The following is a 25,669-nucleotide window of genomic DNA, read 5'->3' as shown; positions in this document are numbered from 1 at the left end:
GGGAGTTCAGGGGCGGCCGGTGACCATCACGGCCAGGAGGTGGCCTCGGACCAGCCGACGCCCTGGATGTCGGCCTGCAGCGTGCGGTTCATGCCACCGTGCCAGCAGGAGAGCCGGATGGTGCCGTTGGCCGGGACGTTGTACGTGTTGTAGTTCGAGGTCTGACCCGACGCGGAGCGGTAGGGAGTGCCGTTCTCGAGGCAGCGGATCCGGTACTGCCCCGCCGGCACGTTCGACGTGTTCAGGTTCAGGTAGTAGCACGTGTCAGGGCTGCAGTTCCCGGAGTCCGTCCCCTGCGACGCCCACCACCGCGGCTGCGGCTTGTCCTTCGCGGTCGCGCCCGCTGACGGGCTCACGTCCGACCAGACGCCCGTGGAGTCCTTCGCCCTGGCGCGGATGGTGTGGTGCTCGCTGTAGGTGCCGACGTTCACCGACCCGGTCGCGGCGACACCCTGCCAGCCGCCGCCGTCGATGCTGATGTGCACCTCGGTGATGTTGCGCCCGTTGGCGGAGCCGTTGGCGTTCCAGTTCAGCCGCACCTGACTCTCGAGCGACTCCGCGCTCACCGCCGGCGGGCTCGGGACGCCGTACGGGTTGCCCGTCGCCGAGTTGGAGACGGCGCCGGGGTATGTCGATCCGCTGACGTTCGCGACCGCTCGCACCTCGACCCGGTAGTCCTTGCCGTTGGTGAGGCCGCCGATGACCCTGTTGCCCGGCACGGTGTTCCAGCTGCCGCCGTTGAGGCGGTACTGGTTGGTGATCTCCCCGGCGGTCGCGCCGCCGCGGGAGCCCTCGTTGAACGAGATCGTGAGCGCGCGGTCGCCTTCCTTCGTGACCTTGAGGCTCGTCGGCGCACCGGGCGGCACCACACCGCGTCGCGGGGCGGACTCGGCGCTCAGATCGCCCCATCCGGCCTTGTTGTTCGCCTGGATCCGGTACGTGTACGCGGTCTCCGACGGGTCGACGACCACGGTCTGGCTCAGCGCCTCCGGGCCAGGGGTGAGCGTGTCGATCACCTGGCCGCCGCGCAGCACCTCGAGGCGGTAGCCGCGGATCGCGTCGCCGTTCTTATCGGGCGTGGTCCAGCTCACCTGCATCTGCGCGCGACCGTCGACCGGCGAGAGCTCACTCGTGGTGGGCGCCGCGGGCGGGAGCGGCGGACCCGCCGGGATCTCGGACGCCGACCAGCCGCTCCAGCTCGAGGGGTCGGGCGCCCTGTTGTGTGCCTGCACCCTGACCTGGTAGTCCGATCCGTTCTCGAGCCCCTCCCACGTGGTGGAGTTGCCCGTGACCTCCTTCTGCGTGATGCCGGAGGGGGGTGCGGGCGAGATCTCGAGCGTGTACCGCTCGACCGGCGAACCAGGGGTCGACGGGGTCACCCAGGCCACCTTGAGCGACTTGTCGCCGAAGGCCAGGGTCGGCGGGTTCGGCGTGTCAGGACGCGCGTCGGGGCGGGCGGGCGCCGACAGGCCGGACGGCTCCGGACTCGCCGACGCGGTTGGTCGCCGTCGCCTGGAACGTGTACTCGACGTTGTTGGTGAGGCCGTCGAGCGTGCAGGTCGTGGACTGGCACTCCTTGGTGTACGGGCTGCCGCCGACCGATCTCACGGTGTATTTCGTGATCTCCGCGCCGTTGTTCGACGGCGCCGAGAACGACACGACCACCGTGCGGTCCTGAACGCTGGCGATCGTCGGAACCCCTGGCGCATCCGGCACGTCCTGCACGGTCACGACGATCTGGCCGTTGACCTCGCGGTCGGCGTCTTCGGTCGCATCCTGGATGCGGTAGCGGACCACGAGGGTCCCGACGAAGGACTTCGCCGGCGTCACGGTGACCTGATCCTCGGTGAACTCGACGTCGCCGACACCCGATTCGGTCACGGCCGAGACGATCTTCAACGGCGTCTCGGGGAACGGGTTGTAGTCGTTCGCGAGCGCGGGCACCGTGATGGTCTTGCCCGCATCGGCCTCGGCGATCGTGTCGGTGTTCGCCGCAGGCATCGATCGGGTCGACGCCGTGACCATCACGGCGACCGTGCCCTCGACCGGCTCGGTGGTGCCGTCCGAGATGCGCAGCTTCAGCGTGACCGCGGTGCCCTTCTTGGCGTTCGACGCCGCCTCGACGACGAGTTTGTCGCCGCCGTCGATGCGCGCGGAGACGCCCTTCTCCTCCCCGCCGATGAGCGCGTAGTCGTGCTTGCCCTTGTCTTCGGGGTCGGGGTCGTCGGTCAGTGCCGCGAGGTCGAGCGAGGTCGCCGGCTCGCCCGGGGCGACGTTGACCTGGCCCTGGATGAACTTCGGCTGCTGGTTCTCCGGCGGCAGCACGTTGATCGGGATGCTCAGCGTCGCCTTGCGCCCCTCGGGGTCGTCGGGTCCGTCGCCGTCGGTGACCTCGAAGGTGAGCGCGTCGGGCCCGAAGTACCCCTGCGCCGACGTGTAGACGAGCGTCTTCTCGTCGACGAGCAGGTCGGCGCCGTCGGCGTGGTTCGCGCTGATCCGCTCCTTCTCGGTGATGATGACATCGCCGCCGCCCGCCACGGTGACGTACTTCGAGAGCGGCAGCGTCTCGGTCTCGCCGCTGACCACCTCGAGCGGCTTCGTCGACGTGAGCGTCGGACGCAGGTCGGACCTCGAGGGCACGAAGATGAACGCCGACGCCTTCAGGTCGTCGCGGTCGGTGAGGGTGTAGCGGATCAGCTGGAGCTCGTCGGTGACGGTGACGCGCACCTTGCCGTTCTCGAGCCGGGTGCCGCCTTCGCCGACGTCGACCGTGAGCCGGTCTGTCGTGCCGTCGGGATCCTCGTCGTTCGCGAGGATGTCGAGGTCGGCCGTCAGACCGCCGTCCTGAGGTCGGTCGGCAGCAGCCGATCGTCGCGGGCGACCGGCGCCTGCAGCGGGACGTCTTCGTCGACGGTGATCTGCAGGGTCGCGGTGGCCGTCGCCCCGCGCGCATCCGCCGCGGTGTACTGCAGTGAGGTCTCGGTGGGTCCGTTCGGCGCCTGCACGATCACCCGGTCCCCGGAGACGCGCGCCTCCAGGCCGTCGGGCAGCTCGAGACCGTCCTTGACGAGCGAGACCTTGTCGCCCTCGGGATCGGAGTCGTTCTCGAGCACGGGTACAGCGATCTCCCTGCCCGGTCGCACGACGACCGCGTCCTTGACCGCGTACGGCGGCTGGTTGATCTCCTCCGCGGGCGCGATGCCCACCCGCACCGTGGCGATGCCCTCCTTGCCGAGCCTGTCGCGCACCCGGTACTTGAACACGTCGACGCCGGATGCGCCGTCTGCCGCCTCGTAGGTGAAGTAGTTCGGACCGTTCGTGACGCGCCCCTTCGAGGGGCTCGACTCGATGCCGACGAGCTCGACCGAGTCGCCGTCGGTGTCGATGCCGTCGAGCGGGACGGCGATGTTCACCTCGGTGCCGGCCAGGGCACGGGCGACGAGATCCTGCGGACGCGGGGCCGCGTTGGTCTCCTCGTCGATCGGCATGATCTGGATCGTGACGTAGCCCGCCGCCTTCTGCTGACGGGAGTCCGACACCTCGTAGGTGAGGTAGACCGTCTTCGCCTCGGGGCCCGCCTTGAAGCGCACGGTGTCCTGCGACACGAACGCCTCGCCGTCCTCGGGATCCACGAACGGTTCGATGAGCTCGGGCTCGACGTGCATCACGTCGTCGCTCGGGTGGGTGTCGTTGTCGAGGACCGGGATGGTCACGACGTCTCCGACGCGCACGGTCGCGGTGTCGGGGTTCGCGACAGGTTGACGGAGCTCATCCGGCGCGGGGATCGGGATCACCACGACCTCGCCCTCCGCCGACTTGGAGCCGTTCGAGATGCGGTACTTGACGCGCACCTGCTCTTCGAGTGCGCCCTGATCGGTGATCCGGAGGGTCTCGTGGTTGAGCACCGAGACCGAGATGCCGCTGTTCGGCTCGAGCGACACCGACTGGACGACGAGGATGCCGCCGGCGGGATCGGTGTCATTGTTGAGCACGCCGAGGAGCACGTCGCCGCCCGTGGGCAGCAGCGCGACGTCGCGCACGGCGACCGGCGGCAGATCGGTCTCCGACTCGGGCATCACGTCGACGCGCACGAGCCCCTCGCCGTTCTTCGGGCCCGTGGTGACCTGGTACTGCACGTAGTAGACGCCGGGAGCCTCCGCCATGAAGGTGAAGGTCTTGTTGGCGGTGTTCGGGACGATCGTCGCGCCCAGGGTGTCGAGGACCCTGCTCAGACGCAGCGGCTCGCGCGAGGTGCTCGTGTCGTTCGCGGTCGGCGCGATCGTGACCTGCTCGCCGACCTTCGTGATCACGTGGTCGGCGTTGGTCTTCGGGTTCGTCGACCCCTGGGGGCGGACGTCGAGGGAGAGGGTCGAGGTGCCGAGCTTGCCGAACGCGTCGGCGACGGTGACCTGCACGTCCTTGCGCCCCTGCAGGCTGGCGGTCGCCTTGTAGGTGATCTGGCCGTCCTTGCTGAAGTCGACCTCGTCTCCCGGCGCCGCGATCACCTCCTTGAGGTAGATGTCGTCGCCGTCCGGATCGATCCAGTCCGGGAGGATGTTGTACGAGATCGTGCCGCCGGTCTCGACCGCGAGCGATGTCTTCCGCTTCGGTCCGGGGGCGGCGTTGTCGTTCCAGTCGTGCACCTCGAGCGTGACGACCGCGGTGTCCTTGCCCTTGCGACCGTCGTCGACCTCGTAGGTGAAGCTCGCGGTGCCCGAGGCCTTCTCGTCGACCGCGATCTGCAGGGAGCCGCCGTTGTTGATCGGCTGCACGGTGCCGATGGAGGGCTGCGCCTCGGCCAGAGCCGCCACGAGCACGTCGCCGTCGGGGTCGTTGTCGTTGTCGAGAACGGGCAGCAGTGTCGTCGCACCCGGGCGCACGCCGTAGGAATCGTCTTCGGCGATCGGGGGCGTGTTCTCCTCGCTGCGCTCCGGCAGCGTGGTCTCGACCGTCTCCTCGGTCGAGTCCTCCTGGTTCTCGGTCTCGCCCTCGGGCGGCGTGAGGTCGTTCCAGTTGTCGACGCGCTGCAGGCTCTCGTTCGCCATCCACGCGGCGCCGCCGACGGCGTCGTTCAGGATGATCACGTCGCGGTTCACGCGGAAGGTCAGGCTCGCAGACTCCTCGGCGCCCTCGATCGGCGCGTTCACGTCGTTCGAGTCACCCGGGCATTCGCGGATGAACGTCGCGGATCCGGCCCAGGCGCCGTAGGTGCACCCCCGCAGCCACACGGGTGCCGCCGCGGTGCCGGCGCTGCCGGCGGAGGTCTCCTCCGGCTCGCTGCCGTCGGGGGACGCGCACCAGTGCGGAGGGCGTGGCGATGGCGACGGCGTCGGTCTCGGCAGAGGCCTGCTGCAGCACCGCGTCCTTCGCGCCCGCGACCTCGGTGCGGAAACCGCCCGGCGTCGTGACGACCCCTGCGGCCTCGTCGAACACGACCGGTGTGCGACCGACGGCGGTGATGGTGGGCCGTTCGGACAGATCGAGTTCTCCGACCGACGCCGCAGACGAATCGCCGGGAACACCTTCGTGGTCGACCGGCACGGTCACGACCTCGCCCTTCTCCGCCGACAGGGCGAAGACGGTGCCGTCGTCGGCCACCGTGACATCGGAGTTCTCGCCCAGCTCGGCGATGGGTTCCGTCGCCTCGATCTCGAAGGAAGCGATCCCCTTCACGGGGACGACCCACAGGTCGCCGGACTTCTCATCGAGGATCGCGGCCGTCTCGGCCCCGAGGGCGACCTTGGCCGATGAGGGGATGACGGTGGAGTCTCCGAGCGAGACGCGCGCGGGGTCGACCGCCGTCACGGTCGAGGCGCTCTGGTCCACGACGAGCACGTTGGCCGCTGCCTGCAGGATGTCGTAGTTCTCGCTCGTGGTGCGCAGACCGCCGTCGAGGATGGTCGACTCGTTGTTGAAGTGGCCCACGAGCAGGCTCGAGGACTTCGTGATCCACACGCCGCCGTCGTTCAGATCGACCTTGGTGGTCGGGAACCCCTCATAGGTGAAGGCCATCGTGGTGATCGCGATGACACCGACCGTGACGCCGGCGGCCGACGCCAACGTCTTGGGTCGCGCGCGCATCCATGACAACGCCTTCATTCCCGGTTCCCCCCCAGGGTGACACTCCGATTGCTTCATGCACGGGCTCGACGAGCCGGTGCAGCACCCGTACATCCTAACCGGGTCGCGGAATACCGCTCGATGGGGAGATATCCCCACCCGGTGTCAGGCGCGCCAGCACCCCGCGATGTGGTCGTCGACCATCCCGGCGGACTGCATCAGCGCGTACATCGTGGTCGGACCCACGAAGCGGAACCCGCGCCGTCGGAGCTCCGTGCTCAAGGCCGTCGACTCCGCGGTGACCGCCGGGACGTCGGCGAACGCGGCGGGACGCGTGTCGGATGCCGGCGGCGCGAACGACCACATCAGCTCGTCGAGCTCGCCGCCTGCCATGTCGCGGACGATGCGGGCGTTGCCGATCGTGGCCTCGATCTTGGCGCGGTTGCGGATGATGCCGGCGTCGGCCATCAGCCGCTCGACGTCGTCTTCCCCGAACGCGGACACGGCGGCGGGTTCGAAGCCCGCGAACACCTCGCGGAACCGGGGACGCTTGCGCAGGATGGTGATCCAGGAGATCCCGGCCTGGAACCCTCGAGCGCCATCTTCTCGAACAGCGCCCGGTCGCCGTGCAGCGGCGTCCCCACTCCTCGTCGTGATAGCGGCGGTACTCGGCGTCGTCGCCCACCCAGGCGCAGCGGTCGCGGGCGTCGGGGCCCGTGAGGAAAGAGGTCATCTCCCCAACGTATCCGCCACCGCCGACGTCACTCCGCGAAGGTCGACGCGTCGATGACGAACCGGTAGCGCACGTCGGACGCGAGCACCCGCTCGTATGCCGTGTTGATCTCCGTGGCCCTGATGACCTCGATCTCGGCGACGATGCCGTTCTCGGCGCAGAAGTCGAGCATCTCCTGCGTCTCGCGGATGCCGCCGATGTTGGAGCCCGCGATGGAGCGGCGTCCGCCGATGAGGGACCCGACCGTGAGAGCGAGAGGCTCCGCCGGCGCTCCGATGCACACGATCGTCCCGTCGACGTCGAGCAGGCCGAGGTACGAGCGCAGATCGACCGGGGCGCTGACCGTGTTGAGGATCACGTCGAACGATGAGCGCAGCTCGCGGAAGGTGGTCGGGTCGCTCGTCGCACGATACTGATCGGCGCCGAGCCGCAGCCCGTCGTCCTTCTTGCTCAGGGTCTGCGAGAGCACGGTCACCTCGGCGCCGAGCGCATGCGCGATCTGCACTCCCATGTGTCCGAGTCCGCCGAGGCCGACCACCGCGACCCTCGTGCCGGGCCCGACCCGCCAGTGCCTCAGCGGCGAGTACGTCGTGATGCCGGCGCACAGGAGCGGAGCGGCGGCATCGAGCGGCAGCGCATCCGGGATGCGCAGCACGAAGGCCTCGGTCACCACGACCTGTTCGGAGTATCCGCCCTGCGTGATGCTGCCGTCGCGATCCACGGCGCCGTACGTGCCGACGGCGCCCTGACGGCAGAACTGCTCCTGCCCGCGCAGGCACTCCCGGCACTCGCCGCAGGAGTTCACCAGACACCCGACCCCCACCCGGTCGCCCACGGCATGACGTGTGACCGCGGAGCCGACCGCGGCGACCGTGCCCGTGATCTCGTGCCCCGGCGCGAGCGGGTACTGCTGCGGACCCCAGTCGCCGCGCACCGTGTGGATGTCGGAATGGCAGATGCCGGCGAACGCGATGTCGATCAGCACATCGTGGGGGCCGAGCTCGCGTCTGTCGATGACGGTCTTCTCGAGCGGTGCGGCTTCGCGCGGTGCGGCATAGGCGGTGACGGTGGACATCTCGCGCTCCTCAGATCGGGTACGTGCCGAGACTACTCAGCCGCACCCATGAATCGCACGAGAGAGCGTCGTCAGCGCCGCTGCTTCTTGAGGGTCTTCTCCTGGATCGGTGCATGCCCGGTGGCGGCGAGATCGGCGTAGTACGCCCGCGCCTCGTCCTGACGCTGCTTCTCGATGCCGCTCGCGATCGGCGCGCGCACGTGCTCCGGCTCGTACCCGAACGCGTTCACGAGGTCGAGGGCGTATGGCCGCAGGCGGGTGCACAGTCGGTCGATGTAGCTCGACACGGCCGCGGCGCGCTGCGTCGACAGGCGTCCGTTGATGAGGTGCCAGGCGAGGTGCTTCTCGATGAGCTGAAGTCCGAACAGGTCGCGCAGCCAGGTGAGGACCTTCTTGGTGTCGGCGTCCTCGATCTGGTGCACGGCGTCGGTGAACGCCTCCCATTGCAGCAGTTCGCCGTGTGCACGAGCGGCCTCGATGAGCTCGGCCTGGTTCTCGTTGAAGAGCCGGGCGCCGAGCAGCTTGTCCTTCGCGCCGGGGCGCAGGCGACCGGCGATGTCGGCGACCATCTGCTGCACACGACCCGCGAGCAGAGATCATGCTGCTGCTCCTCGCGCAGCCCGCGCTCGACCGAACGGCTGACCTGACCGAAGTCGGAGACGGCCTGGCCGAGCTGGCGGAGTCCTGCGCCGTGGAACACCTTGCCCGCGGTCATGCCGACCGCGAACTTCGCGAGCGCCGCCGCGTCCTTGCCCTGGAACTGCTTGGCGTAGTCGGTGAGCAGACGCTTGCCGACCAGCTGGAGCAGGACGTTGTTGTCGCCTTCGAATGTGACGTAGATGTCGAGGTCCTGACGGAGTCCGACGAGGCGGTTCTCGAACATGAAGCCGGCGCCGCCGGTGGCCTCACGGGCCTCCTGCAGGGTGTCGAGCGCGTGCCAGGTCGACAGCGGCTTGAGGGCGGCGGCCAGGGTCTCGAGGTCTTCGCGGTCGGCCGGGGTGTCGGTGCGACCCGAGAAGACGCCGTCGAACTTCTGCAGGAACTCGTCGTGCGCGAAGATCTGCGCGTAGGTGGTCGCCAGGCGCGGCAGCAGGCGGCGCTGGTGCTTGCCGTAGTCCATGAGCACGACCTCCTGCCCGTCCGCACCATCGAACTGGCGACGCTGGGTCGCGTAGGTGATCGCGATGTGCAGGCCGAGCGCGGAGGCCCAGGATGCCGCACCGTCGAGGGAGACGCGCCCCTGCACGAGGGTGCCGAGCATCGTGAAGAAGCGGCGGCCGGGGCTGTCGATCGCACTGGAGTAGGTGCCGTCGGCGGCGACGTCGCCGTAACGGTTGAGCAGGTTCGTGCGCGGGATGCGTACGTGGTCGAACGAGAGGCGCCCGTTGTCGATGCCGTTGAGCCCGCCCTTGAGACCGTCGTCCTCGCGGCCGATGCCCGGAAGGTCGACGCCGTCCTCTCCGCGCAGCGGCACGTAGAAGCAGTGCACGCCGTGGTTGACGCCGTTGGTGATGAGCTGTGCGAACACGGTCGCCGCGACGCCGTGCAGGGCCGCGTTGCCGAGATACTCCTTCGTCGCCCCGCGGAACGGGGTGTTGATGACGAACTCCTCGGACTCCGGGTCGTAGGTGGCCGTGGTGCCGACCGCGGCGACGTCGGAGCCGTGACCGATCTCGGTCATCGCGAAGGCCCCGGGGATCGAGAGGTCCATCACTCCGGGCAGCCACTTCTCGTGGTGCTCCTTCGAACCCAGCTGCAGGATCGCCGAGCCGAAGAGCCCCCACTGCACACCCGACTTGATCTGCAGGCTGGGGTCGGCCACCACGAGCTCCTCGAAGCCCGCGATGTTCGCGCCGTTGTTCTCCTCGCCGCCGAGGGACTTGGGGAAAGCGCGGTGCACCGCCTTGTTCTCGACCAGCAGGTGCAGTTGGCTGAGCACGCGCTCGCGGTGCTCGTCCTTGCCGAGCTCGTCCTTGCGCCAGAACGCCGAGTCCTTGATCATCTCGCGCGCCTGACGACGCACATCGCCCCACGTGCCCATCAGGGCCTCGTTCACACGTGCGATGTCGATCGGCGGAGCGACCGCGATCTCGGGCGATTCATCGGGTGTCGTCGAAGAGCGGACGGCAGCGTCGACCATGGCATTCCTCCAGGGGAGTAGGGGTGCTTTCATGGTAGGTCTGCGACAAACCCACAGGAACTCCGCTGTGAGCATCCTCCAACTCCGCAGGCGGACGCCCCTACTCCCCGTTGTCGCCTCGCAACAGGTCGACCCCGATCAGGTCAACGAGAGCCCGTGGCCGAAGCGGAACAGCGGGTCGGCGGTGTCGAACGGCACGTCGGGCCGCGAGGCCTCGACCGCGGCCATCGACCGGGGAAGGTCGAAGGAAGCGCACCCCTCGCCGCGACGGCACCGCTGAGAACGTCGAGCAGCGCTTCGCCCGAGGCTCCCCAGTTCACCGTCACCGCGGCGGCGACCTCGACGATCGGCGTCAGGATGGGCGGCCGATCGGCGAGCACGTCGACGACGGTCGGAACCGCGGCGGCGACCTCGCGGACGTGGGCGACGACCTCGCCCGCGAACTCCAGGGACCCGGCGTGGAAGAAGTTCTCGAACATCGTCTCGCGCTCCTCGAACGGCGCCTGCAGGCGGAGGATCGCGAGCTCTGCGTCGGCCGGATCGTCGACGATCACCCCGAAGGCCGCAGCCACGGCGGGGTCGATGCCCTCGACGTACAGGCGCAGTCCCCGCGCGAAGGGCAGCGCACCGTCGTTCGAGAGCACGGTGATCGACGCCCGCTGCGCCTCCTCCCCGCCGCACGGAAGTCGGCGCGTCCGACGACGGCGTCCGCGGCGTCCTCGTCCACGAACGGGTTCTCGAACAGACCGAGTTCGAACTTCTCCCGCAGGATGCGGCGGGCCGAGACGTCGAGCCGCTCCTCCGAGATCACCCCGTCGGCGACGAGTTCGAGCAGCAGCTCGGGGTTCGCCTCTCCGCCGAACTGATCGACACCCGCGTCCAGCACCTTCGCCATGCGCTCGCGCGGAGTCAGGTGTTCCACACCCCAGGCGCGCGCAGGGAACGGCTGCCCGAAGATCTCGGAGTCGCTGATCAGGCCCCAGTCGGTGCAGACGAGGCCGTCGAAGCCGTACCGTTCGCGCAGCAGCCCGGTGATGACCGACTTGTTGAAGCCGAACCCGACCTCTTCGTACGCGGTGCCCACCGGCATCCCGTAGTAGGGCATCATCTGCCGCGTCCCGGCGGCGAGAGCGTCTTCGAAGGGCTTCAGGTGCAGCTCGAATCCCCCACCCGGATAGACCTGCTCGCGGCCGTACGGGAAGTGCGGGTCCTCGCCGTCCTTCTGCGGTCCGCCACCGGGGAAGTGCTTCGTCATGGTCGACACGGATCCCGGCCCGAACGACACGCCCTGGAATCCGCGGATGTACGCGGCGCCGAGTCGTCCGGAGAGCTCGGCATCCTCCCCGAACGTCGCGGTCTGGCGTGCCCAGCGCGGCTCGGTCGCGAGGTCGACCTGCGGGTGCAGGGCCACCCGCAGACCGACCGCCGTGTACTCCTGGCGGGCGATGTCGGCGAACCGCTCCACGAGCTCCTCGTCACGGGTGGCCGCGAGACCGAGCGTCTCCGGCCACTGCGAGAACGGACCGGCGAGGATCGACGCGCCGGGATTCTCGCTGAACGAATGCCGCGGGTCGGTCGACAGGGTGACGGGGATGCCGAGGCGCGTGGACGCGGCGAGCCGCTGCAGCGCGTTGTGCCAGGCCGCGATCTCGCGTCCCGTCGGCGCCGCACCGAGCAGATTGAAATGCGTCATCCGCTTGCTCTCGAGGAATTCGCGAGCGGAGGGCGTCGCGAACGTGGGATCCGGCGCCTCCAGATCCCCGATCGCGATCATGGTGTGGAAGAAGAGTCCTGCCTTCTCCTCGATCGTCATCTCGTCCAGCAGCAGCTGGACCCGTTCGTCGACGGGAAGATCGGCGTCGAGCCAGGGGCGGGCGACGGTGGTCTCTGTCATGGTCACTTGACTCCCTTGATGCGGTAGACGAGCACGGCGCCGGCGAGGGCGACGAGCGCCCCGAACAGGTACCAGGTGGTGTAGCCGCCGAGCGGCGTGGCCGCGCCGAGCGCGATGATCCCCGGTGCGATGGCCGGAGCGATCGACTGCGGCAGGGCGTTGGCGATGTTCAGCACACCGAGGTCCTTGGCGACGTCGTCGGGGTTGGGGAGCACTTCGGTGGCGAGCGCGAGGTCGACCGAGAGGAACGAACCGGCGCCGAGCCCGATGATCGCCTGCGCGACGATGACCGTCGTGACGTCGGGGGCGATCGCGAGGATCACGAGGCCGACCACCATGATCACGCCGGCGATGGCGACGAACGGCCGGCGCTTGCCGATCTTGTCCGAGAGGAAGCCGCCGAGGGGCGAGGAGATCGCCATGGCCGCCATCGAGGCGAGGTTGGCGATGAGGATGGTGCCGACGGCACCCTGCTCGTCGAGCTCGAACTTGGTCACCAGGTACAGCGGCAGGAACGTGGCGATGCCGGCGTACCCGAACATCACGAAGAACTTCGTCAGCCAGGTCCAGCCGAAGTCGGGGTGCTTGCGCGGATTGAAGACGAACGAGCCGAAGAACGTCCCGATGGTGAACCTCTCCGAGGGCTTCTCGGTCAGGCGGCGGTCCTTGAGGGTGAGGACGAACACGATCACGAGGATCAGCGCGATCACGCCGGGGACGACGAAGCGTTCGAAGTCGCCGGGGAGGAAGTTGACGATGAAGCTGCCGGCGAGGATGCCGATGGGCGTGGTGATGCCGATGATGCCGGAGACCTTGCCGCGGCTGGTGACCGGCACCTGGTCGGGCAGCGTGGCGTTGGCGGCGGCGAGCACCGCGTTCATGGCGGTCTGCACGAGGCACCAGGCGAGCAGGATCATCCAGACGGAGGTCGCCGCGCCGATGAGCACGAACCCGCCGAGTCCGACGATCGCGCCGCCGAGGATCCACGGGCGACGCATCCCCCAGCGAGGTGGTGCGGTCGGAGAGCCGACCGACGAGAGGGTTGGCGATGAGGGCGAAGATCGCGCCGACACCCATCACGAGCCCGAGGCTGCCCTCGGTGTTCACCGGGTCGACGTGCTGCACCTTGAACGCCATCGACACCATGACGGGGGTGAGCAGGGCGAGGTAGACGCCGAAGTTGACGGCGGCGAGACCCGGCGTGTAGCCGCGCGGGGTCTTGGGCGGCGTGGTACCAGGGGCCTTGAAGCCCGTCGTGCCGACCGCGGCCGCAGCTGCGGCGGATGACAGCTCTGTCATGACAGTCCTTTCGATTCACCGCACATCTTCGGGCGATGCGGTTCTGGGAAGACCATACACGAAACTCGACCGTCTGGTAAGTGAAAGCAGACCATTTGGTAATGAGCGAGGATAGGGTGAGGAAGGAGGATGCGATGACGACGACGACACCGATGGGCACACGACACGCCCGCGCCGCCGCCACGCGAGAGCGCATCCTCTCGGCCGCCCACGAACTCTTCGTCGCCAACGGGTACCGCTCCACGTCGCTGCGCGACATCGCCGCGGCCGCATCCGTCAGCCACCCTGGGCTCCTCGGACACTTCTCCTCCAAGGACGATCTGCTCGCCGAGGTCGTCGCCGAACTCGAGTCCGAGAACGAGGCGGTCTTCAGTGCGATCGCGGCCGCCTCCGAACCGGGTGACCTGGTGTTCGCCGCTCTCGCCGAACGCAACGCGCGCACCGAGGGCTATCTCGAACTCTTCGCCGCCCTCACCGGCGAGGCATCAGCGCCCGGCCACCCCGCGCACGAGCGCATGCGCGAACGCTACTGCCGGCTGCGCTCCCTGAGCAGCGACGTGCTCGAAGATGCGAAGTACCACGGCGTGATCGCCGCCGACCGCGATGTCGACGGTGAGACCGTGCGACACACGGCGGGGTGGGACGGATTGCAACTGCTCTCGCAGTACCTCCCCGACCGGGTCGACGTCGTGGCGATGCTCGAAGAACGCGAGAGCCTGTGGGCGTCGCCGCTCGGGTGGCGCGACCCCGAAGACGACCAGGCTGCCGGCTCGGCCGGTGCGGCCGGTCCGCTTCCCGAGCTGCCGATCGCCGCGGCGCCGGAGATCGATCCGGGGTATGCCGTCGGTCGTCGCCGCCGGACGCAGATCGTCGCCGATGCGATGCACCTGTTCGCGCGCGACGGCTACGGCGACACCAGCCTGCAGGACATCGCGACCGCCGTCGGCGTATCGAAGTCGACGCTGCTGCACCATTACTCCTCCAAGGAGCTTCTGCTCAGCGCCGTCCTCGCCGAGCGCGACAGCGCCATCAACGAGAACCAGGCGATCACGGGTGCCGCTTCAGCCGGCGAGCTGCTCCGTGGGATCCCGGACGGGGCGGCGCTCAATGGGCGGGAAGAACCCGGACTGATCGAGGTGTACGCCGTGCTCTCCTGTGAGGCGGTGCCGGCGGCGCATCCCGCGCACGCCTACTTCGAGAACCGGTTCGCGAACACGATCGACTACTTCACCGCCCTCTTCCGCCTCGCGCAGATCGACGGCGACCTGCCGGCGCACCGCGACCCCGCGCACGAAGCCGTCTGGCTCGTCGCGATGTGGGACGGCCTCCAGTACCAGTGGCTGTACGACCGCGACGCCGTCGACATCGCCGCGCACCTGCGCGCCCACCTCGACGATGTGCTGCCTCGCGACGACCGGGAGCCCACACTCAGGCGGCCGCGATGACCGCCAGCACGCCTTCGCCGTAGGCCTCGCGCTTCTTCGCGCCGACGCCGGTGATGCCGTCGAGGTCGGCGAGCGATGCCGGACGATGCTCGGCCAGAGCGCGTAGCGTCGCGTCGCCGAACACGATGTACGCGGGAACGCCCTGCTCGCGCGCGGTCTCGGCCCGCCAGGCGCGCAGCGCCTCGAACAGCCCACGGTCCCCCGCATCCAGGGCGTCGGCCGCACTGGCCTTGCGCGCGCGCCCCGAGGAGGTCGGCCGCCCGATGGTGTCTTTGCGCAGCGGCACCGCCATCTCGCCGCGCAGCACTCCGGCCGCCTGCTCACCGGGAGCGAGGGTGCCGTAGTCGCCCTGCGCGACGAGGATTCCACGGGCGAGGAGCTGCCGGACCACACTGCGCCAGTCCTGGTCGGAGAGGTCGTTGCCGATGCCGTACGTCGCGAGCTTGTCGTGACCCTGCTGGCGGATGCGCTCGGTCGAGGCCCCGCGCAGGATGTCGATCAGGTGCCCCGCCCCGAACGCCTGATTGCGCTCGCGCTTGAGCCGCACGATCGTCGAGAGCAGCTTCTGCGCGGGCACGAGCCCGTCGAAGGTCTCGGTGTCGTCGAGGCACGTGTCGCAGTTGCCGCAGGGCTCCGAGTCCTGGCCGAAGTAGGCGAGGAGGTTCTGCCTGCGGCACTCGACCGTCTCGCACAGCGCGAGCATCGCGTCGAGGTGCTGCCCCATCCGCATCTTGAACGTGCGGTCGCCGGGGCTCTGGTCGATCAGGCGTCGCTGCTGGACGACGTCGCCGAGGCCGTACGCCATCCACGCCACCGACGGCTCGCCGTCGCGACCGGCACGACCGGTCTCCTGGTAGTACCCCTCGACGGACTTCGGCAGATCGATGTGGGCGACGAAGCGCACATCCGGTTTGTCGATGCCCATGCCGAACGCGATGGTCGCGACCATGACGACGCCGTCTTCGCGGAGGAAGCGGGCCTGGTTCGTCGCGCGCACCTCGGCGGGGAGGCCCGCATGGTACGGCAGCGCATCGAGGCCCTGAGCGGCGAGGTAGGTCGCGGTCTGCTCGACCGACTTGCGGCTGAGCGCGTACACGATGCCCGCGGGCTGCGTGCCGTCGTCGCTCGCCGGGGTCTGCGCCTTGATGAAGGCGACCAGCTGCTTGCGCGGGTCGACCTTGGGCACGATCCGGTACTGGATGTTCGGGCGGTCGAAGCTCGCGACGAAGTGCTTTGCACCGTCGAGACGCAGCCGCTCGGTGATCTCCTTATGGGTCGCGGCGGTGGCGGTCGCCGTGAGCGCCATGCGCGGCACCCCGGGGAACCGCTCGCCCAGGTCGCCGAGCGCGAGGTAGTCGGGGCGGAAGTCATGACCCCACTGCGACACGCAGTGCGCCTCATCGATCGCGATCACACTGAGGGTTCCGCGCTGGAGCAGGGCCGTGGTCTGTGCGCTGGAGAGACGCTCCGGGGCGACGTAGATGAGGTCGAGCTCACCCGCGACATACGCCCGTTCGACCTCGCGACGCTCGTCGATCCCCTGCGTCGAGTTCAGGTATGCGGCGTTGACGCCGTTCGCCCGCAGAGCGTCGACCTGGTCGTGCATGAGCGCGATGAGCGGGCTGATCACGAGCCCGGTGCCCTCGCGCACGAGCGCAGGCACCTGATAGGTGATGCTCTTGCCGCCACCGGTCGGCATCAGGACGACGGCGTCTCCGCCGGCGATGACCTGCTCGACGATGTCGGCCTGATCGCCGCGGAAGTCGTCGTACCCGAAGACGGTGTGCAGCGCCTCTCGGGCGGTCGGATAGCGGCTCGGGGTCGCACGGCGCATGACGGGAGCGGTTGCCTGCGCCACCGGAGTGACCGGGCCCTGTCCCCAGTCGAGCGGCGGCTCGAAGCCCGCACCCTGCGGCTCCCAGTCCATCGGCTCGGGCGGAGCGTTCGACTCCCACCCGTCGTCGTAGGGCTCGTCGGCGTACGGCAGATCCGCGTACGGGTCACGGGGAGTCTGCGGCATCCCTCCAGCGTAACGACCCCCGCCGACGCGGGCGGCGTGTCATCCACAGCTCGCTGCGCCGGAGACCGTCCCCCACCCGGCACGCGGGGCGTAGGTTGGAGGCACGCGCAGAAGGAGTATCCGATGACCGACATCACCGTGACCCGCGACGACGACGCGTCGCGCTACGAGATCCGCTCGGGCGACGTGCTCGCGGGCTTCGCGGCCTTCGACCTCCGCCCCGGATCGATCCGCTTCCTGCACACCGAGATCGACCCGGCGTTCCAGGGACAGGGGCTGGCGGGGAAGCTCGCCGAGACCGCGCTGGCGGATGCGGTCGAGCGCGGTGAGGCGATCGTCCCGCTGTGCCCGTACATCGCGAAGTACCTCGAGACGCACGAGGTCCCCGGCGCCGAGATCCGCTGGCCCGCCCACGCTCCCGAACAGGGCGGCTCGGTGCACGACGATCCGACGGGCCGCGCGGAATGATCGGGCAGCGACGCCTCATCCTCGAGCCGCGCGATGTGCCGCTGGGCGGGGTGCGCGGCATGAACGTGCTGCGGGCGCTGCCCCACCGCAACCTGCCGACGATCGGCGCCTGGTGCTTCCTCGACCGGTTCGGGCCCGCCGACACGAAGATGCGGGTCGAGCCGCATCCGCACATCGGGCTGCAGACGGTGACCTGGCCGCTCGTCGGCGAGATCCGCCACCGCGACTCGCTCGGCAGCGACGCCGATCTGCGACGCGGCCAGCTCAACCTGATGACGGCAGGCGACGGCATCTCGCACTCCGAGTACTCGATCGGAGACGATCCGATCCCCCTCGACGCCCTGCAGTTCTGGGTCGTGCTGCCGGAGGCCACCCGGCACGGCGCAGCCGGTTTCGAGCGGCACACGGAGCTCCCGGCGCTCACCGTCACGGCGGAGGAGGGAGCGGATGCCGAAGCCACCGTCGTGCTGGGCGCGTTCGCGGGCGTGCACTCCCCGGCGACCGTGCACACCCCGATCGTGGGCGCCGAGATCGTCGTCGCCCCCGGGTCGCGCGTGCGGCTGCCGCTGCGCTCCGACTGGGAGCACGCCCTGATGCTCGTCGAAGGCGACGCCGTGGTGGCCGAGCACCCTCTCGACCGCAACGGGCTGCTCTACCTTGGCGACTCCCGAGACGAGGTCGAGGTGGCGAGCGACGACGGCGCCCTGCTGTTCCTGATCGGCGGCGAGCCGTTCGAGGACGACATCGTGATGTGGTGGAACTTCGCCGGACGAACGCACGAGGAGATCGTCGCGGCGCGGGCGGAGTGGGAGTCGGAGTCCGCGACGGGTGCGGCAGCCCCCGCTTCGGCACGGTGGACGGTCACGACGTGCGCATCCCCGCCCCGCCGCTCCCCGACGTGCGACTCATGCCGCGCAGCAGGAAGCTCTGACGCCGATGCCGACGTCGGATCTCTTCCCCGAGACGCTCGCGCCCATGCCCGACGCCATGGCGTCCGCCATGCTGATCTGGCCGAGCCCCGAGCCGGTCCCCCTCCGCGATTCGTGGAGGGCTTCGAGCTCTTCGAGGCCTTCGCGCGCGATGCCGGAGCCGACCCTGCCGCCCTCGCCGCCGACCTCGGCGCCCTGTGGGACTTCGTGGCCGCGCACGCCGACCTCCTCGACGATCCCGAGCTGGCGGAGGCGGCGGCGCGTTTCCTCGGGAACACGATCGCGGTGGCGCACCCGGCGGCGCGGTGGCGGATGATGGGCGAAGCGGAGGTGGGCACCTCGACGATGTCGATCCCCGTCACCGGCTTGCTGCGGGGGATCGTGGAGCAGCCGCACCAGCGCGAAGCGTTCCGGGAGATGCTCGCCTCCTGGCCCCAGGCCGACCGCGACGCGGACGAACTCGAGGCGCTCACCCACGATGACGTCGATGTCGAACTCGTCGTCGCCCCGGTGCCGTTCACGCGTCCCGCCCTGGAGATCCCGGAGTTCGTCGACGAGAGCGGCCGCGTCATCGAATACGGATCCCGGTGGGCCGGCGGTTCACCACCGGAGGACGCCTATTCGCGGGTGTCGCATCCCGAGCGTTTCGCGCCCATGCTGCCCGCCGTCGACGCCCTGGTCGACTATCTCGTGACCTGGTACGACGTCGAAGTCGATCGCTCCGTCGACGAGTCGGACGCCCGCGTGCTTCAGCTGCGGCCGACGATCGGTGCGCCGATCACCCTCACCATGACGGCGGAGTCCGTCGCGATCGAGGCGGGCGCCCTGTTCCGGGAGATCGCGCCGACGTGCACCTGCGACGCCTGCGATGAGACCGCCGAGACCGTGGCCGTCCAGGTCGAGGAGACCGTGCTCGCGATCGCGGCCGGAGGGTTCAGGGAGGTGTTCCCCATCGGGGAGCGGCGCTGGCTGCACACGCGGATCCACATCTCCGACGGCACCGGCCGAGCGAGCGGCGGCGAGCCCGATCCCTCCCTTCCGGCGCAGCGGCTCGACGATGCCGCGGACCTCCTCGCCCGTCTCCCCGACGGCTGGTGGCCGGCCTGGTCACTGCGTTCCGCCTCGGCCTGAATCCGCCGGGGCCCCGTCCGCTGGTCGTCCGCCGTCCACGGGCCGTTCGATGCGCCGGGTCAGCCACGCTCCGGGGTGTGGACTCGTGCGAGGAAGCGCTCCGCCCTCGGCGACGGACCCCGCGGATCGAGCAGCGACACCACCACCGTCACCGCGGCGGCGAGCGGGATCGTCCAGGCCGCCGGCTGGGCGAGGTAGGGCGCGGCGACCCCGACCCCGTCGACCGCCGCGTGCACGAGCAGGGCGAGCCCCGTCGCCACGCCGCCCGAGACCATGCCGGCCACCGCGCCGCGGGCCGTGAGCCCGCGCCACCACACCCCGAGCAGCACGACGGGCGAGAGGGTGGATGCCGCGACGACGAACACCACGCCGACACTCGACCCGAGTCCCGCCGGCGCGGTGAGCAGTGCCACGCCGAGGGGGACGAGCGCGCACAGCACGGCGGACACCCGGAACGAGCGCACCGACCCTGAGAACACGTCCTGGCTGACGACGCCCGCGAGCGACACGACGAGGCCGGCCGAGGTCGCCAGGAACGCGGCGAACGCCCCCGCGACGATCAGTGCCGTCAACAGCTCGCCGAGCACACCGGGGAACACGCGCGACGGCAGCAGCAGCACCACGGTGTCGGCGATACCGGGCACCGCGAGGTCGGGTGCGGCGATGCGCGCCAGCAGCCCCATCGTGCTCGACACCGCATAGAAGGCACTGACCATGCCGATCACGATGACCGTAGTCCGTCGCGCCGACACCCCGGTCGGGCTCGTGTAGAAGCGCACCAGCACATGCGGCAGCCCCATCGTCCCCAGCAGCAGTGCGAGCAGCAGGGATGCCGTCTCGTACGCGTCGAACCCCGACGGCCCGGCCTCGACCGGGAAGACGAGCGCCGGATCGAAGTCGTGCGGGCCGCCGCTGAGCGCGAACGCGAGGAAGACGACCGGCACGAGCAGTGCCGTGAGCTTGAGCCAGTACTGGAACGCCTGCACGTAGGTGATCGCGCGCATGCCGCCGGCGGCGACCGCGGCCGCGACGAGCACCGCGACCGTCACGGCCCCCACCCACTCCGGCAGGCCCGCCACCACGGACAGGGTGATCCCCGCGCCGTGCAGCTGCGGCACGATGTACAACCACCCGATGACGAGCACCGCGATGCTGGTCACCCTGCGCGCCGAGGTCGACTCCAGTCGGGCTTCCATGAAGTCGGGGATCGTGTACGCCCCGCTGCGACGCAGCGGCGCCGCGACGAAGGCGAGCACGAGGAGATAGCCCGCGGCATACCCGATGGGGAACCAGAAGCCGCGGGCGCCGTCGAGCAGCACGAGACCGGACAGCCCGAGGAAGGTCCCCGCCGACAGGTACTCCCCGCTGATCGCGGACGCGTTCCACACCGGGCGCACCGTGCGCGAGGCGACGAAGAAGTCTCCCGTCGTACGCGAGATGCGCAGACCGTAGACGCCGATGAGCAGCGTCGCGACGATGACGAACGCGACTCCGACGAGGTCCATGACGGCGTTCATTCGCGGTCCCGGAGCGCCCGGTATCGCCGCTCGTTGCGCGTGGCCGTGCGGACGTAGAGCACGCCGAAGACGAGGATGATCGGATAGAAGGCGTACGCCTGGAGCAGCCACGACAGCGGCAGGCCCCACACCAGCACCTCACCGATCTCGGGGATCAGCGCGATCGCGAGCGTGAGCGCGATCACCACGACGACGAACCCCGCGACCGTCCCGAGCGCCAGACGGAGCTGACTGCGCATGAGGGCTCTGGCATACACGGCATCCGCTTCGTCGACCGGGGATCCGGGCAGCGCGATGCCGCGCGTGAAGGTCGCGGGCCGCCGATCAGGGAGGTCGGCCGTCACACGGACGCGCTTCGGCTTCTCGTTCATCCCGCGCCTTCTCCGCGCAGGAGCGCCTCCCGCACCGCGGGCACGAGCCGACGGCTGACCGGCAGCGAGACCTGCCCGATCGACACCGCCGGCTCCGACCCCGACAACCGGGCGGCCGTCACCGCCGACGTACGCACGAGGGACGAGCGATGGATGCGCAGGAACCCGGCCTCCGCCCACCGCGCCTCGAGCTCGGAGATCGGCGTGCGCACCAGGTGCCCTGCACCCTCCCCCGTGTGCAGACGGGAGTAGTCTCCCTGGGCCTGCACCCACCGCACCTCGCTGCGGCGCACGAACCGCACCACGGACCCGACCGTGACAGGGAGCATCTCGTCGTCACCCGGCGCCGCGACATCGCCGAGCTCGATCACGCGGTCGACCGCCTGCCGCAGCCGTTGCACCCGCACGGGCTTGAGCAGGTAGTCGGCGGCGCGGAGCTCGAAGGCTTCGACGGCCTTGGCCTCGTCCGCCGTGACGAACACGACCGCGGGCGGCTCGGCGAGGCGCAGCAGTGCTCGCGCGAGTTCCGTCCCGGCGAGTCCCGGCATGTGGATGTCGAGGAACGCGATCCGCACCCGGCGCTCCGACAGGCGGCGCAGCGCCTCCGCTCCCGACGATGCCGTGAGGATCTCGCCGATGCGGGCATCCGAGCGCAGCAGATGCACCAGCTCGTCGAGCGCCGGTTGCTCGTCGTCGGCGACCAGGACGTCGATCATGCACCCACCCCGTTCGTCGTCATCCTCGTCCCTCTGCGCTCGGATCGTGCTGCGGTTGCGACTTCGGCACCCGCAGGCGCACCAGCGTCCCCGCGTCGGTGTTCGTCTCGACCACCAGACCGCCCTCCGCGCCGTACAGCTGGCGCAGGCGGGTGTCGACGTTGCGCAGCCCCACGTGCAGACCGTCGTCGCCTGCGGTGAGTGTGGCTCGCAGCCCCTCGGGGTCCATGCCGACCCCGTCGTCTTCGACCGTGATCTCGGTGTGGGTGCCGTCGTCTCTCGAGGCGATGCGGATCTCGCCGCCGCCCTCCCCTGGTTCGAGTCCGTGCCGCACCGCGTTCTCGACGAGCGGCTGCACCGACAGGAACGGGATCACGGTCGCGAGCGTCTCGGGAGCGATCTGCAGCGTCACCCGCAGCCGATCCCCGAAGCGCGCCCTCTCCAGCTCGAGGTACGAGTGGATGCTGCCCAGCTCCTCGGCGAGCGTGGTGAACTCCCCCTGGCGACGGAACGAGTACCGCGTGAAATCGGCGAACTCGAGGATCAGCTCCCTCGCGCGGGCCGGATCGGTGAGCACGAACGAGGCGATCGCCGTGAGGGCGTTGTAGATGAAGTGCGGCGAGATCTGCGCCCGCAGCGACCGCAGCTCCGCCTCGGCGAGCTGGGTCCGCGAGGCATCGAGTCCCCCGAGCTCGACCTGCGCGGCGCACCAGTCGGCGACCTCTTCGGCCGCGCGCACGAGTGCGGCCCTGACGGGAGCAGCGAACGCCACGACCACACCGGCCACCCGGCCGTCGACGAGGATCGGAGCTCCGACGGCCTCCAGGTCGTCGTCCCTTCCTGGAGCGGGGAAGACCTGCCTCCGGCCGGAGGCGCCGACCTGTGTGGCGATGCGGCGTGCCGCGGATTCCAGTCCGTCGGAGGTTCCGTCGAAGGACACAGCGCCCTCGGCGCTCACGATCGCGACCGCCGCGCTGCCGAGGAGGACCCGCAGATGCCGCGCGGCCTTGACGACATCCGGCGCGGAGAGCCCAGCGCGCAGGTGCGGTGCCGCCAGGCTCGCCTGATGCAGTGCCGTGAGCGCAGCCTGTTCGGCGTCGCTTCCCAGGTCGGTCGCCCCGCGCGCGAGTCGGCGTGCGAGCAGCAGGAGCACCGACAAGACGATGCCGCCGAGCACGCCGAGGATCGCTGCGAGAACGACGTCGGTCATGCCCTCAGCCTAGGCACCGAGCGGCGTGATCCTCAGCAGCAGCGGGCACCGGGGTTGCGATCCTGGTCGTCCATCCTCTGCCGCCAGAACTGCCGCTCGCTCATCGGCTCCTCGTGCGGATGCACCCGCCGCTGATGGGCGACATACGTGGCGTACGCGGTGTCTCCCATGAGCGTCGTCATGTACCAGCGGATGCCGCGGCCGATCCGCCCCGCGGCGCTGAGCAGCGTCCGCAGGAGGGTGGTCGCGGCATCCGTCCGATTCATGGTGTCGGCCATCTCAGTGTGTCGTCGTCCGACGCTCGTCGGCGAGGAGCGGCTCCCACTGCTTCTCGAGCTCGCGCTCGTCGGCGCTGGGGAGGAAGCCCGCCGGGGCGAAGCGGCGAGAGGCCACGGGCGCATCCTCGGTGTTGTCGCCACCGCCGTTGCGGATCGCCCGGACCGTGACGATCACGGCGGCGATCATGACGATGATCGCGAGGGTCACGAAGATGATCGACAGCGTGCCCTGCACCGCGGTGTTGCGGATGACCGCCTGCAGCACTTCGGGTTCGCCGAGCGCCGTGTCGCCGGTGTTGAGGGCCTCGAGGTAGCGGAAGTGGTTCGCCCAGTATCCGATCGCCGGCACGGGCGAGAAGATCTTGTACAACGACGCGGTCACCGTCACGACGGCCGTGAACGCGAGCGGCAGCGCGATGATCCACAGCCACTTGACGTACGACCGGCCGCGCTTGGCGACGATCGCGAGCACCACGGCGAGCGCGATCGCGGCGAGCAGCTGGTTCGCGATGCCGAACAGCGGGAAGAAGGTGTTGATGCCGCCGAGCGGGTCGGTCACGCCGAGGATGAGGATCGCTCCCCAGCCGGCGACCATGATCGCGGTGCAGATCCACACACCCGGACGCCACGAGACGTCACGGAACTTCGGGAACCAGGCGCCGATCGAGTCCTGCAGCATGAAGCGGGCGACACGCGTTCCGGCGTCCACGGCCGTGAGGATGAACAGGGCCTCGAACATGATCGCGAAGTGGTACCAGAACGCCATGAGCGCCTGCCCGCCGAGGGCCTGCTGCATGATGTGCGCGAGCCCGAGAGCGAGCGTCGGTGCTCCACCGGTGCGGGAGACGATCGATTCCTCTCCGACCATCGTGGCGGTGCCGGTGAGCATCTCCGGGGTGAGGTTCACCCCCGTCAGACCCAACGAGTTCACGAAGGCGACGGCTCCCTCGACGGTGCCGCCCGTGGCAGCGGTCGGCGCGTTCATGGCGAAGTAGATGCCCTGATCGATCGAGATCGCGGCGACGAGGGCCATGATCGCGACGAACGACTCCATGAGCATGCCGCCGTAGCCGATGAAGCGCGTCTGACGCTCCTTCTCGATCAGCTTCGGCGTCGTCCCCGAGGCGATCAGCGCGTGGAAGCCCGACAACGCACCACAGGCGATCGTCACGAACAGGAACGGGAAGAGCGGACCGGCGAACACCGGGCCCATGCCGTTCTCGCCGAAGATGCTGATCGCGGGAACGGTGATCTCGGGGCGGACCAGGACGATCGCGCCGGCGAGCATGACGATGACGCCGATCTTCATGAACGTCGACAGGTAGTCGCGCGGGGCGAGCAGCAGCCAGACCGGGAGCACGGCGGCGACGAAGCCGTAGATGATGATGCCCCACGCGATCGTGGTGCGGTCGAGGTGGAAGATCGCCTGACCCCACTCGGTGCCGGCGACCCAGCCGCCGCCGATGATCGCGGCCATCAGGAGAACGAAGCCGATGATCGACACCTCGGTGACCTTGCCAGGACGCAGGAACCGCAGGTAGACGCCCATGAACAGCGCGATCGGAATCGTCATCGCGACCGAGAACACGCCCCACGGGCTCTCGCCGAGAGCGTTGACCACCACGAGAGCAAGGATGGCGACGATGATCAGCATGATCAGCAGCGAGGCGATGATCGCGGCAGTGCCTCCGATCTTGCCGAGTTCCTGTCGAGCCATCTGACCGATGGTCCGACCGCCGCGGCGCATCGAGAAGAAGAGCACCGTGTAGTCCTGCACCGCACCCGCGAGCACGACGCCGACGATGATCCAGATGGTGCCGGGGAGGTAGCCCATCTGTGCGGCGAGCACCGGTCCGACGAGGGGTCCGGCGCCCGCGATGGCCGCGAAGTGGTGGCCGTAGAGCACCCGGCGGTCGGTGGGGACGTAGTCCTTGCCGTCCTGCTTGACCTCTGCCGGAGTGGCACGGCGGTCGTCGGGCCGGGTGATGTACTTCTCGATCACCTTCGAGTAGAAGCGGTAACCGATCAGGTAGGTGCACACGGCGGCGAACACGAACCAGATCGCGTTCACGGTCTCGCCGCGGACGATCGCGAGCATGGTCCAGGCGACCGCTCCGAGCAGGGCGATCGCCGCCCAGAGGATGATCTTGGGCAGGGTCCAGCGGTTCGACTTCTCGTGGTGCTCTTCGCTGAGGGCGACGGGCGGGAGTGTCGGGTCGGTGACGATGGTCGGGTCGGCGTCGACCAGTCCGGCGCCGTCGCGGCGGCGCGACGAAGGTGCGGTCATGGGGGTCTCCTCGGGGTACGCGACGTTGCGTTCTCCCACGCTAGGAACACGACCTCCACCGGGCACGGCCCCCGACCGGATGCTGCGACGAGCGGC

The 25,669-nt window shown here is 69.6% G+C and carries 16 protein-coding genes and 3 pseudogenes; 3 read left to right on the top strand and 16 right to left on the bottom strand.

Going from position 1 to position 25,669, the window contains the following annotated elements; all coding sequences use genetic code 11:
• Positions 1-26 precede the first annotated feature (26 nt).
• From G4G29_RS03055 to G4G29_RS03015, 9 genes and pseudogenes are all read right to left on the bottom strand, one after another.
• Positions 27-1,415, bottom strand: a complete 1,389-nt coding sequence (locus G4G29_RS03055) for a fibronectin type III domain-containing protein (RefSeq protein ID WP_274601258.1) — start codon at positions 1,413-1,415, stop codon at positions 27-29.
• A gap of 19 nt (positions 1,416-1,434) precedes the next feature.
• A complete protein-coding gene (locus G4G29_RS03050) occupies positions 1,435-2,727 on the bottom strand; it encodes a fibronectin type III domain-containing protein (RefSeq protein WP_183151818.1) in 1,293 nt (430 codons plus the stop codon).
• A gap of 104 nt (positions 2,728-2,831) precedes the next feature.
• Positions 2,832-5,147, bottom strand: coding sequence for an Ig-like domain-containing protein (locus G4G29_RS03045; protein ID WP_183151817.1), 2,316 nt, complete (start codon positions 5,145-5,147; stop codon positions 2,832-2,834).
• A 10-nt stretch (positions 5,148-5,157) separates the two neighbouring features.
• On the bottom strand, positions 5,158-6,081 hold the full coding sequence (locus G4G29_RS03040; protein WP_183151816.1) for a hypothetical protein: 924 nt from the start codon (positions 6,079-6,081) through the stop codon (positions 5,158-5,160).
• Between the two features lie 144 nt (positions 6,082-6,225).
• Positions 6,226-6,793: pseudogene (locus G4G29_RS03035) on the bottom strand (DNA-3-methyladenine glycosylase I).
• A gap of 28 nt (positions 6,794-6,821) precedes the next feature.
• Positions 6,822-7,868 (bottom strand): NAD(P)-dependent alcohol dehydrogenase, encoded by a 1,047-nt coding sequence (locus G4G29_RS03030; RefSeq protein WP_183151815.1) that lies wholly within the window; start codon positions 7,866-7,868, stop codon positions 6,822-6,824.
• A gap of 71 nt (positions 7,869-7,939) precedes the next feature.
• Positions 7,940-10,008 (bottom strand): annotated as a pseudogene (locus G4G29_RS03025) (acyl-CoA dehydrogenase).
• Between the two features lie 138 nt (positions 10,009-10,146).
• Positions 10,147-11,902: pseudogene (locus G4G29_RS03020) on the bottom strand (glycoside hydrolase family 3 N-terminal domain-containing protein).
• A 2-nt stretch (positions 11,903-11,904) separates the two neighbouring features.
• Positions 11,905-12,900, bottom strand: a complete 996-nt coding sequence (locus G4G29_RS03015) for an MFS transporter (protein WP_244632352.1) — start codon at positions 12,898-12,900, stop codon at positions 11,905-11,907.
• Positions 12,901-13,335: 435 nt separating this feature from the next.
• Between G4G29_RS03015 and G4G29_RS03010 the strand changes: the two genes are divergently transcribed.
• Positions 13,336-14,646: a TetR/AcrR family transcriptional regulator gene (locus G4G29_RS03010; RefSeq protein ID WP_183151814.1), complete on the top strand. Its 1,311-nt coding sequence runs from the start codon at positions 13,336-13,338 to the stop codon at positions 14,644-14,646.
• Here G4G29_RS03010 and recQ read toward each other — a convergent pair.
• The gene (recQ, locus tag G4G29_RS03005; protein WP_183151813.1) at positions 14,630-16,666 is read right to left on the bottom strand and encodes a DNA helicase RecQ; all 2,037 of its coding nucleotides are present in this window, start codon (positions 16,664-16,666) and stop codon (positions 14,630-14,632) included. The genes G4G29_RS03010 and recQ overlap by 17 nt on opposite strands.
• 123 nt (positions 16,667-16,789) lie before the next feature.
• Here recQ and G4G29_RS03000 point away from each other — a divergent pair, with 123 nt between their 5' ends.
• Entirely contained in the window at positions 16,790-17,134 is a 345-nt protein-coding gene (locus G4G29_RS03000; protein WP_183151812.1) for a GNAT family N-acetyltransferase, read from the top strand.
• A complete protein-coding gene (locus G4G29_RS23790) occupies positions 17,131-19,194 on the top strand; it encodes a DUF6226 family protein (protein WP_345941145.1) in 2,064 nt (687 codons plus the stop codon). The genes G4G29_RS03000 and G4G29_RS23790 overlap by 4 nt, the downstream gene beginning before the upstream one ends.
• A gap of 59 nt (positions 19,195-19,253) precedes the next feature.
• On the opposite strand, the gene G4G29_RS02985 is transcribed toward G4G29_RS23790, so the two are convergent.
• Genes G4G29_RS02985 through G4G29_RS02960 form a run of 6 tightly spaced genes read right to left on the bottom strand, consistent with a single transcriptional unit; the run spans position 19,254 to position 25,573 of the window.
• Complete coding sequence (locus tag G4G29_RS02985; protein WP_183151810.1) at positions 19,254-20,711, bottom strand: cation acetate symporter; 1,458 nt, start codon at positions 20,709-20,711, stop codon at positions 19,254-19,256.
• Positions 20,708-21,082, bottom strand: a complete 375-nt coding sequence (locus tag G4G29_RS02980) for a heavy metal transporter (RefSeq protein WP_183151809.1) — start codon at positions 21,080-21,082, stop codon at positions 20,708-20,710. Before G4G29_RS02980 ends, G4G29_RS02985 begins: the two co-directional genes overlap by 4 nt.
• Positions 21,079-21,798, bottom strand: coding sequence for a LytTR family DNA-binding domain-containing protein (locus G4G29_RS02975; RefSeq protein WP_183151808.1), 720 nt, complete (start codon positions 21,796-21,798; stop codon positions 21,079-21,081). Before G4G29_RS02975 ends, G4G29_RS02980 begins: the two co-directional genes overlap by 4 nt.
• Before the next feature lie 19 nt (positions 21,799-21,817).
• Positions 21,818-23,008 carry a histidine kinase gene (locus G4G29_RS02970; RefSeq protein ID WP_183151807.1) on the bottom strand — a complete coding sequence of 397 codons (1,191 nt, stop codon included), beginning with the start codon at positions 23,006-23,008 and terminating at the stop codon, positions 21,818-21,820.
• A 32-nt stretch (positions 23,009-23,040) separates the two neighbouring features.
• A complete protein-coding gene (locus G4G29_RS02965; RefSeq protein ID WP_183151806.1) occupies positions 23,041-23,286 on the bottom strand; it encodes a YbdD/YjiX family protein in 246 nt (81 codons plus the stop codon).
• Position 23,287: 1 nt separating this feature from the next.
• The gene (locus tag G4G29_RS02960; RefSeq protein WP_183151805.1) at positions 23,288-25,573 is read right to left on the bottom strand and encodes a carbon starvation CstA family protein; all 2,286 of its coding nucleotides are present in this window, start codon (positions 25,571-25,573) and stop codon (positions 23,288-23,290) included.
• Positions 25,574-25,669 lie beyond the last annotated feature (96 nt).

This window comes from Microbacterium sp. Se63.02b (genome assembly GCF_014171575.1).
GTDB lineage: Bacteria > Actinomycetota > Actinomycetes > Actinomycetales > Microbacteriaceae > Microbacterium.
The sequence above is the reverse complement of the archived record's forward strand: the minus strand, read 5'-3'. Positions and strand labels throughout refer to the sequence as shown.

Bases quoted from the DNA above. Each gene is read 5' to 3' on its own strand.
- G4G29_RS03040 (WP_183151816.1), bottom strand. From the start codon at position 6,081: ATGCGCGCGCGACCCAAGACGTTGGCGTCGGCCGCCGGCGTCACGGTC.
- G4G29_RS03030 (WP_183151815.1), bottom strand. From the start codon at position 7,868: ATGTCCACCGTCACCGCCTATGCCGCACCGCGCGAAGCCGCACCGCTC.
- G4G29_RS03015 (WP_244632352.1), bottom strand. From the start codon at position 12,900: ATGCGTCGCCCGTGGATCCTCGGCGGCGCGATCGTCGGACTCGGCGGG.
- G4G29_RS03010 (WP_183151814.1), top strand. From the start codon at position 13,336: ATGACGACGACGACACCGATGGGCACACGACACGCCCGCGCCGCCGCC.
- recQ (WP_183151813.1), bottom strand. From the start codon at position 16,666: ATGCCGCAGACTCCCCGTGACCCGTACGCGGATCTGCCGTACGCCGAC.
- G4G29_RS03000 (WP_183151812.1), top strand. From the start codon at position 16,790: ATGACCGACATCACCGTGACCCGCGACGACGACGCGTCGCGCTACGAG.
- G4G29_RS23790 (WP_345941145.1), top strand. From the start codon at position 17,131: ATGATCGGGCAGCGACGCCTCATCCTCGAGCCGCGCGATGTGCCGCTG.
- G4G29_RS02985 (WP_183151810.1), bottom strand. From the start codon at position 20,711: ATGAACGCCGTCATGGACCTCGTCGGAGTCGCGTTCGTCATCGTCGCG.
- G4G29_RS02980 (WP_183151809.1), bottom strand. From the start codon at position 21,082: ATGAACGAGAAGCCGAAGCGCGTCCGTGTGACGGCCGACCTCCCTGAT.
- G4G29_RS02975 (WP_183151808.1), bottom strand. From the start codon at position 21,798: ATGATCGACGTCCTGGTCGCCGACGACGAGCAACCGGCGCTCGACGAG.
- G4G29_RS02970 (WP_183151807.1), bottom strand. From the start codon at position 23,008: ATGACCGACGTCGTTCTCGCAGCGATCCTCGGCGTGCTCGGCGGCATC.
- G4G29_RS02965 (WP_183151806.1), bottom strand. From the start codon at position 23,286: ATGGCCGACACCATGAATCGGACGGATGCCGCGACCACCCTCCTGCGG.
- G4G29_RS02960 (WP_183151805.1), bottom strand. From the start codon at position 25,573: ATGACCGCACCTTCGTCGCGCCGCCGCGACGGCGCCGGACTGGTCGAC.